The organism is Pseudomonas sp. GNP013, assembly GCF_054343995.1.
In genome coordinates, this window is sequence record NZ_JBTGUT010000001.1 from 4,286,981 (window position 1) to 4,299,712 (window position 12,732).

Genomic DNA, 12,732 nt, shown 5'->3' on the forward strand with positions numbered 1-12,732 from the left:
AGGCTCTTCGGTTAGCGATGGGCGCTAGGTGCGGCTAGTGCACGGGCGGCGGCGACATCCGCATTGATCGCCGTTTTCAATGCCTCAAGCGAGGCGAAGCGCTGCTCTTCACGCAGCTTCTGGTGGAAAACCACCGTAATGCGCCGGTCGTATAAATCGCCGGCAAAATCCAGCAGATGAACTTCCAGGTGGGCCTTGCCATCACCTGCAACCGTGGGCCTGACGCCTATGTTGGCGACTCCCGGCCACGATTGGCCGTCGATGTCCACGCCAACCAGATAGACCCCGGTCAGCGGCACACGGCGGCGCTTGAGTTGCACGTTGGCCGTTGGCGTGCCCAGTTGGCGCGCCAGCTTCTGACCGTGCAGGACCCGCCCGGCAATGCGGAACGGGCGACCGAGCAAACGCTCGGCGAGGGCAAAGTCGGCAGCGGCCAGGGCGTTACGCACCTGGGTGCTGCTCACGCGCAGGCCGTCCAGTTCGACGGTTTGCGCGGCTTCAACGGTGAATCCCTGATTGACGCCGGCGTGTTGCAGGAAATCGAAATCGCCCACGCGGTCGCAGCCAAAACGGAAGTCGTCGCCGACCTCCAGGTGCTGCACGCCCAGGCCGTCGACGAGGATACGGTCGACGAATTCAGCAGCGCTGAGGCTTTGCAAGCGCTGATTGAAGGCCAGGCAGAGCACGCGGTCGACGCCTTCTTCGGCCAGCAACTGCAGCTTGTCGCGCAAACGCGCCAGACGCGCAGGCGCTGTATCGGGGCTGAAGAACTCCCGCGGCTGTGGTTCAAAAATCACCACGCAGCTGGGCACGCCCAGCTCGACAGCACGCTCACGCAGCCGGGCCAGGATAGCCTGGTGACCACGGTGAACACCGTCAAAGTTGCCAATAGTGGCGACGCAGCCCCGATGCTCGGGGCGCAGGTTGTGGAGACCTCGAACCAGCTGCATAACGCGCTTCTTGCTCATAAAGTGGTCGATTATAACCACACCCGGCCCCGGACGACAGGCAACAGCGCAGGCCAAATGGGTCGAATCGATAAAACAGCTGTTTTATCGCGGCAAACTCTCTATTGCAGGGACTTGCGATTGAAATCGCGCAAGCGGAAACCCTGCAGCAGCAACATCCCGAAGTACACCACCACCCCGGCCACCACCAATACGCCAAGGCGCATGAAGCGCTCCAGCATGAAGCCCTGGTCCCACGCCGGCATGAAGTGCATCAGCCCGAGCAGCACCGCCGACATCACCACCACCGCCACCAGCAGCTTGAGCGCAAACAGGCCCCAGCCCGGTTGCGGCTGATACATCTGCTGCTTGCGCAACTGGTAGAACAACAGGCCTGCGTTGATGCAGGCACCTGCGCTGATGGCCAGGGCCAGGCCGGCATGGGCCAGCGGGCCGATAAACACCAGGTTGAGCAGTTGCGTGACGACCAGCGTGAAGATGGCGATTTTCACCGGCGTGCGGATATTCTGCTGGGCATAGAAGCCTGGTGCCAGCACCTTGATCACGATGATGCCGAGCAGGCCCACCGAATAGGCGATCAGTGCGCGCTGGGTCATCAAGGCGTCATGCGCGTCGAATTGGCCGTACTGGAACAGTGAGACGGTCAATGGTTCGGCCAGGATTCCCAGGGCCAGGGAGCACGGCAGCACCAGCACGAAACACAGGCGCAGGCCCCAATCGAGAATGCGCGAGTACTCCTGGCGATCCTTGCTGGCGTAAGTGCGCGCCAGGGTCGGCAACAGAATCGTGCCCAGCGCCACGCCGAGCACGCCGGAGGGAAGCTCCATCAGACGATCGGCGTAGTACATCCATGACACCGAGCCCGAGACCAGCAGCGAGGCGAACGCGGTGTTGATGATCAGAGAGATCTGGCTCACCGACACGCCAAGGATCGCCGGCAGCATATTGCGCATGACGCGCCAGACGCCGGTGTCCTTGAGATTCAGGCGCGGCAGCACGAGCATGCCGATTTTTTTCAGGTGCGGCAGCTGGTAAAGCAGCTGCGCCAGGCCACCGGCGAGGACAGCCCAGCCGAGCGCCATGACCGGCGGGTCGAAGTAGGGCGTGAGGAACAGCGCGAAAATAATCATGCTGACGTTGAGCAGGGTCGGCACGAACGCCGGCACCGAAAAGCGGTTCCAGGTGTTGAGGATAGCGCCGGCCAGGGACGACAGCGAGATCAGCAATATATAAGGAAAGGTCACGCGCAGCAGATCGGTGGTCAGCGCGAATTTTTCCGGGGTATTGGCAAAGCCGGGGGCCGTGGCCCAGATCACCCAGGGCGCGGCGAGCATGCCCAGGATCGTTACCAGCATCAGCACGAGGGTCAGCAGGCCTGAGACGTAGGCAATAAAGGTGCGGGTGGCCTCCTCGCCCTGCTGGGTTTTGTATTCGGCCAGGATCGGCACGAACGCCTGGGAAAATGCACCCTCGGCAAAGATCCGTCGCAGCAGGTTGGGCAGTTTAAAGGCGATGAAGAACGCATCCGTGGCCATGCTGGCGCCGAAAATGCGCGCCAGCAGGGTGTCGCGCACAAACCCCAAAACCCGGGAGATCATCGTGATAGAGCTGACGGCAGCCAACGATTTGAGCAGATTCATTGAAAGAGTTTGCGCCTATAGATAAAGAGCAGGCGAACTAAGCGCCTACTTATGCGATACTGCGCGCCTGCAACAGCACAGCGCCAAAGCTCGCGAGTTTACAGGTCAAGCGCCGGAAATAAATCACCCGCCTCTTCAGATCGACCACTCAGCAGTTCGCATCAGCCGCCCTTGACAACCCGTCAAGTCATCGGCATGATTCGCGGCCTATTTTGTTTGCTATTTCCTAAAAAGTCTTTCGAGGAGCTCGACGGTGGCCAACACACCTTCCGCCAAAAAACGTGCAAAACAGGCTGAGAAGCGTCGCAGCCACAACGCCAGCCTGCGTTCCATGGTTCGTACCTACATCAAGAATGTAGTTAAAGCCATCGACACCAAAGACGCTGAAAAAGCTCAAGCAGCCTACGTTCTGGCTGTGCCGGTTATCGACCGTATGGCTGATAAAGGCATCATCCACAAGAACAAGGCCGCTCGCCACAAGAGCCGCCTGAATGGCCACATCAAGGCTCTGAGCGTTCCTGCTGCAGCCTGAGTGGTAACAACTGCACACGCGACGTCAGTTGCGTAACAGTTAGAAAATGCCCCGTATCGAAAGGTCCGGGGCATTTTTGTGTGTGCCTGAAAATCACCACAGCTCCACCTGTGAGAGGTGGCTTGCTCCCGATGCCGGAGGATCAGTCACCAGATGCGCTGACTGACCCTCCGCAATCGGGAGCAAGCCCCCTCCCACATTTGGATCGCGTACATTCTCAGGACAAAAAAAACGCCCCGAACCAGTCGGGGCGTTTTTGCTGCCAGCTGATTAACGCATCAATCAGTGCTGGTGACCGCCTTCGCCGTGAACGTGGCCGTGAGCCACTTCTTCCTGGGAAGCGTCGCGGATGGCCACGATCTTCACCTGGAAATTCAGACGCTGGCCAGCCAGCGGGTGGTTACCGTCGACGGTGACGTCATCGCCGTCCAGGTCGCGGATGGTGACGATCTGCATCTGGCCATCCGGCGCTGAAGCGTGGAACTGCATACCCACTTCCAGCTCGTCGACACCTTCGAACATGCTGCGGCTCAGGGTGCTGACCAGTTCGGCGGAGTATTCGCCGTAGGCATCTTCAGGTTCTACGGCAACGGTCAGCTCATCACCCACCTCTTTGCCTTCCAGAGCCTTTTCCAGGCCTGGGATGATGTTACCTGCGCCTTGCAGGTAGACCAGCGGCGCGCCGCCGGCGGAGCTGTCGATGACCTCACCAGCGTCGTTGGTCAGGGTATAGTCAATGGAGACAGCCTTGTTGGCGGCGATCGGCATGGGGCGAGACCTTTTGCAGAAGAATGAAGAACGGACAAGTCTAAACAAGGATTTGCCCGAAAGCGAACAGAACCCGGACGGACGGGACCGAATAACGATAACCTTGGCACCTGATTTACGGTAGACGCTCACGCATAAAGCGCCACCCAAGCCATGCACCTCCAGAGAATTCGCATGCAGACTTTTTTTATCGCGCCCACCGATTTTGGTGTGGGTCTGACCTCCATCAGCCTCGGGCTGGTGCGCACCCTCGAGCGGGCCGGGCTCAAAGTCGGCTTCTTCAAGCCGATCGCCCAGCCGCACCCGGGCGACACCGGCCCTGAACGCTCCACCGAGCTGGTCGCCCGCACCCATGGCCTGAAACCACCGCAACCGCTGGGCCTGGCCCATGTGGAACGCATGCTCGGCGACGGTCAGCTGGATGAGCTGCTCGAAGAAATCATCACCCTTTACCAGCAGGCTGCCGTGGGCAAGGACGTGCTGATTGTCGAAGGCATGGTGCCGACCCGTAGCGCCAGTTACGCGGCGCGGGTCAACCTGCACCTGGCCAAGAGCCTGGATGCCGAAGTGATCCTGGTGTCGGCCCCGGAAAACGAAGTGCTCACCGAACTCTCCGGCCGCGTCGAATTGCAGGCCCAGCTGTTTGGCGGGCCGAAAGACCCGAAAGTGCTCGGCGTGATCCTCAACAAGGTGCGCACCGATGAAAGCATGGAAGCCTTCTCGGCGCGCCTTAAAGAGCACTCGCCTTTATTACGCAGCGGTGATTTCCGCCTTCTGGGCTGCATTCCCTACCAACCCGAACTCAACGCCCCGCGTACCCGCGACGTGGCCGACCTGATGGGCGCGCAGGTGCTCAACGCCGGCGATTACGAAACCCGGCGCATGACCAAGATCATCATCTGCGCCCGCACCATGCGTAACACCGTGGAGCTGCTCAAGCCCGGCGTGCTGGTGGTGACCCCCGGTGATCGCGACGACATCATCCTCGCGGTGAGCCTGGCCGCCATCAACGGCGTGCCGCTGGCCGGCTTGCTGCTGACCAGCGACACCCTGCCCGACCCACGCATCATGGATTTGTGCCGGGGCGCCTTGCAGGCCGGGCTGCCGGTGCTGTCGGTGAGCACCGGCTCCTACGACACGGCCAACCAGCTCAACAGCTTGAACAAGGAAATCCCCATCGACGACCGCGAGCGCGCCGAGATCATCACCGATTTCGTCGCCAGCCACCTCGATGCGCGCTGGCTGCACCAACGGTGCGGCACGCCACGGGAGATGCGCCTGTCGCCGGCGGTGTTCCGCTACCAGTTGATCCAGCGCGCCCAGGCCGCCAACAAGCGCATCGTATTGCCCGAAGGCAGCGAGCCACTGACCGTGCAGGCCGCCGCCATCTGCCAGGCGCGGGGCATCGCCCGCTGCGTGTTGCTGGCCAAACCTGCGGATGTGGAAGCGGTGGCTCGTGCCCAGGGCATCGAACTGCCCGCCGGCCTCGAGATTCTCGACCCGGACCTGATTCGCCAACGCTATGTCGAACCGATGGTGAAGCTGCGCAAGAGCAAGAGCCTGAACGCACCGATGGCCGAGCAGCAACTGGAAGACACCGTGGTGATCGCCACCATGATGCTCGCGCTGGATGAAGTCGACGGCCTGGTCTCCGGCGTGATTCACTCCACCGCCAACACCATCCGTCCCGCCCTGCAGTTGATCAAAACCGCACCGGGCTGCACGCTGGTGTCGTCGGTGTTCTTCATGCTGTTTCCCGAGCAGGTGCTGGTGTACGGCGACTGCGTGATGAACCCGCACCCAAGTGCGGCGGAGCTGGCGGAAATCGCCCTGCAAAGCGCCGACTCGGCGGCCGCGTTCGGCATTACCCCGCGAGTGGCGATGATCAGCTACTCCAGCGGCGACTCGGCCAGCGGCGAAGAAGTGGAGAAAGTCCGCGAAGCCACCCTGCTCGCCCAAGAACAGCAAAGCGCGCTGCTGATCGACGGCCCGCTGCAATATGACGCCGCCGCCAACGAAGCGGTGGCCCGGCAACTGGCGCCCAACAGCCAGGTGGCCGGCAAGGCCACGGTGTTCGTGTTCCCTGACCTGAATACCGGCAACACCACCCACAAGGCCGTGCAACGCAGCGCTGATTGCGTGAGCCTGGGGCCGATGCTTCAGGGCCTGCGCAAACCGGTCAACGATCTGCCGCGCGGCGCGCAGGTGGACGATATCGTGTACACCATCGCACTGACTGCGATCCAAGCCGCCAACCGACCTATGGATATCTGAATGCTGGATTTTCTGCCTGCTGCCGTGCGCGGGGTGATTGCTTCCCTGCTGCTGGCGTTGAATACGATCCTGTTGTGTTCGTTCCTGTTTATCGTCGCGCTGTTCAAAGCGCTGCCCTTCGCCAAGCGTTTCAGCGAATGGCTGATGAACCACACGCATGAAGCCTGGGTGACCAACAACAAGGGCTGGATGAACCTGGTGCGCCGCACGCGCTGGCACCTGAGCGGCCTTGAGGGCCTGGACTACCAGCACTCGTACCTGGTGACCAGCAACCACCAGAGCTGGGTCGATATCATGGTGCTGCAATACGTGTTGAATCGGCGGATTCGCCCGCTGAAGTTCTTTCTCAAGCAGGAGCTGATCTGGGTGCCGGTGATTGGTCTGGCCTGGTGGGCACTGGGCTTTCCGTTCATGAAGCGCTACACCAAGGCTTACCTGGAAAAGCACCCGGAGAAGAAAGGCAAGGACCTGGAAACCACCCGCAGGACCTGTGCGAAGTTTCGTCACAATCCGGTGGGGATTTTCAATTTTGCCGAAGGCACGCGGTTTACACCGGGCAAGCATGCCCAGCAGAAATCGCCGTTTCGCTATCTGCTCAAGCCCAAGGCTGGCGGGATCGCGTTTGTGCTGGATGCGATGGGTGAACAGCTCAAGTCACTGGTCAATGTGACTATTCATTATCCTGGCGGGCGTCCGGGGTATTGGGATTTGCTGTGCGGGAATGTGAAGGATGTTGTTGTGCACTTTGAAGAGGTGCAGATCCCGGCCGGGTTTATCGGCAAGAATTATGAGCAGGATGGCGAGTATCGGCTGGCGTTCCAAGGGTGGATCAACCAGCTGTGGGAAGACAAGGATGCGCTGCTGGACAGGCTGCACACCGATTTCCCAGCTAAAAGATGACCAAAATGTGGGAGGGGGCTTGCTCACGATAGCAGTGGATCAGTGACAGATGTACTGCCTGACACACCGCCATCGGGAGCAAGCCCCCTCCCACATTTTTAGATCGCGCCGCGCTGACGCAACAGCTCCAGCACCTGCTTGACGCTGTCTTCCAGTGACACGGCCTGGGTGTCGATCACCAGATCGGCGTTCAACGGCACGTCGTACGGGAAGGACTCACCGGGGATGTTGTCCCCGCCCGCCGCGTACAAGCCTTGCGGATCACGCTCGGCACACACCAGCGGCGACGCCTGTACATACACGGTCAGCAAGCGGTCACTGCCGATCAGCGCCTTGGCCTGTTCACGGCCTTCGGCATCCGGGGCGACAAACGCGGCCAGGGTCAGCAGACCGGCTTCGTTGAACTGGCGCGCCACATGGGCGGCGCGACGCCAGTTCTCGGTGCGACCGGCGCGGTCCTGCGGCAAGCCCTTGTTCAGGTCGTGACGCAGGTTCTGGCCATCCAGCACGAACACCGCGCGCCCCATGTCGAACAGCTTGCGCTCGACCGCATAGGCCAGCGTGCTCTTGCCGGCGCCGGAGAGGCCGCTGAACAACACGGTGGCCGGCTGCTGGCCGAAGCGCTGGGCGCGTTCTTCGGTGCCCACGTGGGCGAGGCTGCCGTGTTGCGCCGCGCCGCCATGACCGACCGGTGGCGCGATGATCATGCCCGCCGCCACGGTGCCGTTGGTCAAGCGGTCGATAACGATAAACGCGCCGGTGGTGCGGTTGCTGTCGTAACCGTCCAGGGCGATGGCGGCGTCGAGGCTGACCTTGACCCGGCCAATCTCGTTCAACTGCAGGGAACTGGCCGGGCCTTCGGCCAGTGTGTTCACGTCCACACGGTGCACGATGCTGGTGATGGAACCCGGCACGTAGCTGGTGGCGCGCTTGATGTCGTATTTCTTGCCCGGCAGCATCGGCTCTTCGGCCATCCACACCAGCATGGCGTCGAAGGCGTCGGTCACTTGCGGCACGTTGCCGGCGTGTACCAGCAGGTCGCCACGGGAGATATCGATTTCGTCTTCCATGGTCAGCGTCACGGCCTGGCCGGGGCCTGCCTGCTCCAGTTCACCCTCAAAGGTGACGATGGATTTGACGCGGCTGCTTTTACCGGACGGCAGCACCACGATCTCGTCACCCTTGTGCACGATGCCGCTGGCCAGGGTGCCGGCGAAACCACGGAAGTTCAGGTTTGGACGGTTGACGTACTGCACCGGGAAACGCAGGTCGGTGTAGTTGCGATCGTTGGCGATCTCGACGGTTTCGAGAATCTCCATCAGCGACTGCCCGGTGTACCAGGGCGAACGCTCGCTCTTGTTCACCACGTTGTCGCCCTTGAGCGCCGACATTGGCACGAAAGCCAGGGTGCTGGGCTTGAAGGCGATACCGTCGGCGAACTTCAGGTAATCGGCCTTGATCTGCTCGAATACGCTTTGGTCGAAGCCATTGATGTCCATCTTGTTGACGGCCACCACGATGTGTTTGATGCCCAGTAACGAGGCGATGAAGCTGTGGCGACGGGTCTGGGTCTGCACGCCATAGCGGGCATCGATCAGGATGATCGCCAGGTCACAGGTGGAGGCACCGGTGGCCATGTTGCGGGTGTACTGCTCATGCCCCGGGGTGTCGGCAATGATGAATTTGCGCTTGGCGGTGGAGAAGTAGCGGTAGGCAACATCGATGGTGATGCCCTGCTCGCGCTCGGCCTGCAAGCCGTCGACCAGCAAGGCCAGGTCGATGTCATCGCCGGTGGTGCCAGACTTCTTCGAATCGCGGGTGATGGCTTCCAGGTGATCTTCGTAGATCATCTTGGAGTCGTGCAGCAGGCGCCCGATCAGGGTGCTCTTGCCGTCGTCGACGTTGCCGCAGGTCAGGAAGCGCAACATCTCTTTGCGCTCGTGCTGGCCCAGGTAAGCGAGGATGTCCTCGCTGATCAAATCAGATTGATGGCTCATTGGGTTCAAGCTCCAAGCTGTAAGCTTCAAGCGGCAAGCTTGTCGGCGTACAGCTAGTCAGAAATTTTGTTGATCAGGCCGCAGAGCATTTTTGACAGCTCGCGAGTTTCTGTAATCCAGTTGTCAGCCAGCGGCTGGGCGATGTAAGCAACGTCACTACCAATGAGAATTTGTGTCCGTAACTCTCCACAGGAAGCCTTAGCAATCCAAAGAAAACGGATCTTTTCTTTGGCACTGCAACGCTCCATGCCTTCGGCAATATTGGAGGGTATTGAGAGTGCCGAGCGAGTAATCTGGTCTTTGAAGCCAAAATCCTTGCATCGCGCAAACTCTCGATAGATTCCCACCGCCAAACCCTTGCTTCTTTGCCAAACAAGCAACTTCTCGAAGTCCATTACGAGTCACTCAATCGCGGCTCGCAACAACCGGCTGCAAGCACCAAACCACAAAGCTACGCATACCGCCTTTAACTTGCAGCTTGCCGCTTGTAACTCAAAGCTTAGAAATACCCTTGCCGTTTTTTATCTTCCATGGAGCCGGCGCCATCGTGGTCGATGACCCGGCCCTGGCGCTCGGAAGTTCGCGTCAGGAGCATTTCCTGAATGATGTCCGTCAGCGTCTCGGCTTCGGACTCCACCGCGCCCGTCAACGGGTAGCAGCCAAGGGTACGGAAACGTACTTTCTTTTTGACGATGCGGGCTTTGTCTTCGTCGGACAGGTGCTCGAGGATGCGGTCGTCGTCGATCATGATCAACGTGCCGTTCTTCTCGATCACGTCGCGCTCGGCGGCGAAGTACAGCGGTACGATCGGGATGCCTTCCAGGTAGATGTACTGCCAGATGTCCAGCTCGGTCCAGTTGGACAGCGGGAACACACGGATCGACTCGCCCTTGTTGACGTTGCCGTTGTAAACGTTCCACAGCTCGGGGCGCTGGTTTTTCGGATCCCAGCGGTGCTTGCTGTCGCGGAACGAGTACACGCGCTCTTTGGCACGGGATTTCTCTTCATCGCGACGGGCACCGCCGAACGCTGCGTCGAAACCATGCTTGTCCAGGGCCTGCTTGAGGCCCTCGGTCTTCATGATATCGGTGTGCTTGGCGCTGCCGTGGGTGAAGGGGTTGATGCCTTGCGCCACGCCGTCCGGATTGATGTGGGTGATCAGGTCCAGGCCCAGTTCTTCAACCATCTGGTCGCGGAACTTGTACATTTCCTGGAATTTCCAGCGGGTGTCGACGTGCATCACCGGAAACGGCAGTTTGCCCGGGAAGAAGGCCTTGCGTGCCAGATGCAGCATCACGGCGGAGTCTTTACCGATCGAGTAGAGCATCACCGGGTTGTCGAACTCGGCGGCGACCTCGCGGATGATGTGGATGCTTTCCGCCTCCAGCTGTTTCAGATGCGTCAGTTTGTCGACCATGGTTACTCACGGAAAAACGATCTTATGGACGGCCTGCGGGCCGTGTTCGAGCGGGGCATGCTAGCACAGCGACTTCTTCTATTCAGGGAGCCAGCTAGATCGAAACGGTATATGAATATGCCGCCGAGTTTGGCAGTGCAATGCAGTCAATGTGGGAGGGGGCTCGCTCCCACATTTGCCGCAAATTAGTGGCTTAGATTGGATTGGGGCAGTCGATGAACAGGTGTTCCAGGGCGAAGCGCCGCGCCAGGTAATCGCCCAGCGCCTGCACGCCATAGCGTTCGGTGGCGTGATGGCCGGCGGCGATGAAGCTGATGTCGTTTTCCCGCGCGCTGTGGAAGGTTTGCTCGGAGGCTTCTCCGCTCAGGTACAGGTCGACACCTGCGGCAATCGCCTGGTCGATGTAGCCCTGGCCACCCCCGGTGCACCAGCCGATACGGCGGATCATCGGGCTGCCTTCGATCAGCAACGGCTCGCGGCCCATCACGTCCTGCACACGACGGGCGAAGTCGCGGGGCGACAATGGCTCGGCCAGGGAGCCGACCAGGCCGACTACCTTGGGGTTGCCCGGGTCCAGCGGGCCTTCGACCGTGATATCCAGCTGCCGCGCCAGTTGCACGTTATTGCCGACATCGGCGTGCAGGTCCAGCGGCAGGTGGTAGGCCAGCAGGCTGATGTCGTGCTGGAGCAGGGTTTTCAGGCGGCGCTGCTTCATGCCGGTGATGCATGGGTTTTCGCCCTTCCAGAAATACCCGTGGTGCACCAGCACCAGGTCAGCGCGCGCGTCGACCGCCGCGTCCAGCAGGGCCTGGCTGGCGGTGACGCCGCTGACGATGCGCATCACCTGCGGGCGCCCTTCCACCTGCAGGCCATTGGGGCAGTAATCGGCAATTTTTGCGCTGGCGAGGTAGCGGTCCGCTTCCTCGACGAGGGTAGTAAGGGGGACGGCCATAAAAGACTCCTAAATATCCGGTTCCGAGGCGCTCGCAGCCTCGTATAATGCGCGACATTATGGGCGCTCCCCCGCCCCCTGCAACCTGTCAGGACTTACTTGATGCTCAAGGCACTGCGTTTTTTTGGATGGCCATTGCTGGCTGGCGTGCTGATCGCGACGCTGATCATTCAGCGTTTCCCCCAGTGGGTGGGCCTGCCAAGCCTTGACGTAAACCTGCAGCAGGCGCCGCAAGCCACCACCGTGGTGCAAGGCCCGGTGACGTATGCAGACGCGGTCGTCATCGCCGCTCCGGCGGTGGTCAACCTGTACACCACCAAGGTCATCAACAAGCCGGCCCATCCGCTGTTTGAAGACCCGCAATTTCGTCGCTACTTCGGCGACAACGGGCCCAAGAAACGCCGTATGGAATCGAGCCTCGGTTCCGGGGTGATCATGAGCCCCGAAGGCTACATCCTTACCAACAACCACGTGACCACCGGCGCCGACCAGATTGTGGTAGCCCTGCGTGACGGCCGCGAAACCCTGGCGCGCGTAGTGGGCAGCGACCCGGAAACCGACCTCGCGGTGTTGAAAATCGACTTGAAAAACCTCCCCGCGATCACCCTCGGCCGCTCCGACGGCCTGCGCGTGGGCGACGTGGCGCTGGCCATCGGTAACCCGTTCGGCGTGGGCCAGACCGTGACCATGGGCATCATCAGCGCCACCGGGCGTAATCAGCTGGGTCTTAACAGCTACGAAGATTTCATCCAGACCGACGCCGCCATCAACCCCGGCAACTCAGGCGGCGCGCTGGTGGACGCCAATGGCAACCTGACCGGGATCAACACGGCGATTTTCTCCAAGTCCGGCGGCTCCCAGGGCATCGGTTTTGCGATCCCGGTGAAGCTGGCGATGGAAGTGATGAAGTCGATCATCGAGCACGGCCAGGTGATTCGCGGCTGGCTGGGTATCGAAGTGCAGCCGTTGACCAAGGAGTTGGCGGAATCGTTCGGCCTCACCGGGCGCCCGGGGATCGTGGTAGCCGGGATTTTCCGCGACGGCCCGGCACAGAAAGCCGGCCTGCAGTTGGGCGACGTGATCCTCAGCATCGACGGCGCACCTGCAGGCGACGGGCGCAAGTCGATGAACCAGGTGGCGCGCATCAAGCCGACCGACAAGGTGGCGATCCAGGTAATGCGCAATGGCAAGGAGATCAAGCTGATGGCGGAAGTCGGCCTGCGTCCGCCGCCTGCGCCGGTGAAAGAAGAGGAATAAGCCGTTCAGGTGCTCCTTTCGCGAGCA

Annotated in this window: 11 protein-coding genes and 1 pseudogene; 5 read left to right on the plus strand and 7 right to left on the minus strand. The window is 60.9% G+C overall.

Annotated features, from left to right (window positions below):
• Positions 1–11: 11 nt before the first annotated feature.
• Positions 12–950 (minus strand): bifunctional riboflavin kinase/FAD synthetase, encoded by a 939-nt coding sequence (gene ribF / locus ACXX81_RS18940; protein WP_209988410.1) that lies wholly within the window; start codon positions 948–950, stop codon positions 12–14.
• Positions 951–1,069: 119 nt separating this feature from the next.
• Positions 1,070–2,608 (minus strand): murein biosynthesis integral membrane protein MurJ, encoded by a 1,539-nt coding sequence (gene murJ, locus ACXX81_RS18945; protein WP_209988407.1) that lies wholly within the window; start codon positions 2,606–2,608, stop codon positions 1,070–1,072.
• 253 nt (positions 2,609–2,861) lie between these two features.
• On the opposite strand from murJ, the gene rpsT reads away from it, so the two are divergent.
• On the plus strand, positions 2,862–3,140 hold the full coding sequence (rpsT, locus tag ACXX81_RS18950) for a 30S ribosomal protein S20 (protein ID WP_003188401.1): 279 nt from the start codon (positions 2,862–2,864) through the stop codon (positions 3,138–3,140).
• A 282-nt stretch (positions 3,141–3,422) separates the two neighbouring features.
• Here rpsT and ACXX81_RS18955 read toward each other — a convergent pair whose 3' ends face one another.
• Positions 3,423–3,908, minus strand: a complete 486-nt coding sequence (locus tag ACXX81_RS18955; protein WP_004372402.1) for an FKBP-type peptidyl-prolyl cis-trans isomerase — start codon at positions 3,906–3,908, stop codon at positions 3,423–3,425.
• Here ACXX81_RS18955 and ACXX81_RS18960 point away from each other — a divergent pair.
• From ACXX81_RS18960 to yihG, 3 genes and pseudogenes are all read left to right on the plus strand, one after another.
• Positions 3,877–4,005 (plus strand): annotated as a pseudogene (locus tag ACXX81_RS18960) (DUF3565 domain-containing protein); the annotation flags it as partial. The gene ACXX81_RS18955 and the pseudogene ACXX81_RS18960 sit on opposite strands and share 32 nt — an antisense overlap.
• A gap of 77 nt (positions 4,006–4,082) precedes the next feature.
• Positions 4,083–6,182 (plus strand): phosphate acetyltransferase, encoded by a 2,100-nt coding sequence (pta, locus tag ACXX81_RS18965; RefSeq protein ID WP_209988404.1) that lies wholly within the window; start codon positions 4,083–4,085, stop codon positions 6,180–6,182.
• The gene (yihG, locus tag ACXX81_RS18970; protein WP_209988401.1) at positions 6,183–7,082 is read left to right on the plus strand and encodes a 1-acylglycerol-3-phosphate O-acyltransferase, YihG family; all 900 of its coding nucleotides are present in this window, start codon (positions 6,183–6,185) and stop codon (positions 7,080–7,082) included.
• Between the two features lie 98 nt (positions 7,083–7,180).
• Here yihG and cysN read toward each other — a convergent pair whose 3' ends face one another.
• From cysN to ACXX81_RS18990, 4 genes are all read right to left on the minus strand, one after another.
• Positions 7,181–9,079 (minus strand): sulfate adenylyltransferase subunit CysN, encoded by a 1,899-nt coding sequence (gene cysN / locus ACXX81_RS18975; RefSeq protein WP_209988397.1) that lies wholly within the window; start codon positions 9,077–9,079, stop codon positions 7,181–7,183.
• Positions 9,080–9,132: 53 nt separating this feature from the next.
• Positions 9,133–9,474, minus strand: a complete 342-nt coding sequence (locus ACXX81_RS18980; protein WP_209988394.1) for a four helix bundle protein — start codon at positions 9,472–9,474, stop codon at positions 9,133–9,135.
• A 104-nt stretch (positions 9,475–9,578) separates the two neighbouring features.
• Complete coding sequence (gene cysD, locus ACXX81_RS18985) at positions 9,579–10,496, minus strand: sulfate adenylyltransferase subunit CysD (RefSeq protein ID WP_122456775.1); 918 nt, start codon at positions 10,494–10,496, stop codon at positions 9,579–9,581.
• 193 nt (positions 10,497–10,689) lie between these two features.
• Positions 10,690–11,448 carry a Nif3-like dinuclear metal center hexameric protein gene (locus ACXX81_RS18990; protein ID WP_458572194.1) on the minus strand — a complete coding sequence of 253 codons (759 nt, stop codon included), beginning with the start codon at positions 11,446–11,448 and terminating at the stop codon, positions 10,690–10,692.
• A 102-nt stretch (positions 11,449–11,550) separates the two neighbouring features.
• Between ACXX81_RS18990 and algW the strand changes: the two genes are divergently transcribed.
• Positions 11,551–12,705 (plus strand): Do family serine endopeptidase AlgW, encoded by a 1,155-nt coding sequence (gene algW, locus ACXX81_RS18995; RefSeq protein WP_209988388.1) that lies wholly within the window; start codon positions 11,551–11,553, stop codon positions 12,703–12,705.
• Positions 12,706–12,732 lie beyond the last annotated feature (27 nt).

Excerpts from the sequence above, each read along its gene's own strand:
- pta (WP_209988404.1), top strand. The coding sequence starts at position 4,083 with ATGCAGACTTTTTTTATCGCGCCCACCGATTTTGGTGTGGGTCTGACC.
- ribF (WP_209988410.1), bottom strand. The coding sequence starts at position 950 with ATGCAGCTGGTTCGAGGTCTCCACAACCTGCGCCCCGAGCATCGGGGC.
- ACXX81_RS18955 (WP_004372402.1), bottom strand. The coding sequence starts at position 3,908 with ATGCCGATCGCCGCCAACAAGGCTGTCTCCATTGACTATACCCTGACC.
- murJ (WP_209988407.1), bottom strand. The coding sequence starts at position 2,608 with ATGAATCTGCTCAAATCGTTGGCTGCCGTCAGCTCTATCACGATGATC.
- cysD (WP_122456775.1), bottom strand. The coding sequence starts at position 10,496 with ATGGTCGACAAACTGACGCATCTGAAACAGCTGGAGGCGGAAAGCATC.
- ACXX81_RS18980 (WP_209988394.1), bottom strand. The coding sequence starts at position 9,474 with ATGGACTTCGAGAAGTTGCTTGTTTGGCAAAGAAGCAAGGGTTTGGCG.
- yihG (WP_209988401.1), top strand. The coding sequence starts at position 6,183 with ATGCTGGATTTTCTGCCTGCTGCCGTGCGCGGGGTGATTGCTTCCCTG.
- algW (WP_209988388.1), top strand. The coding sequence starts at position 11,551 with ATGCTCAAGGCACTGCGTTTTTTTGGATGGCCATTGCTGGCTGGCGTG.
- cysN (WP_209988397.1), bottom strand. The coding sequence starts at position 9,079 with ATGAGCCATCAATCTGATTTGATCAGCGAGGACATCCTCGCTTACCTG.
- ACXX81_RS18990 (WP_458572194.1), bottom strand. The coding sequence starts at position 11,448 with ATGGCCGTCCCCCTTACTACCCTCGTCGAGGAAGCGGACCGCTACCTC.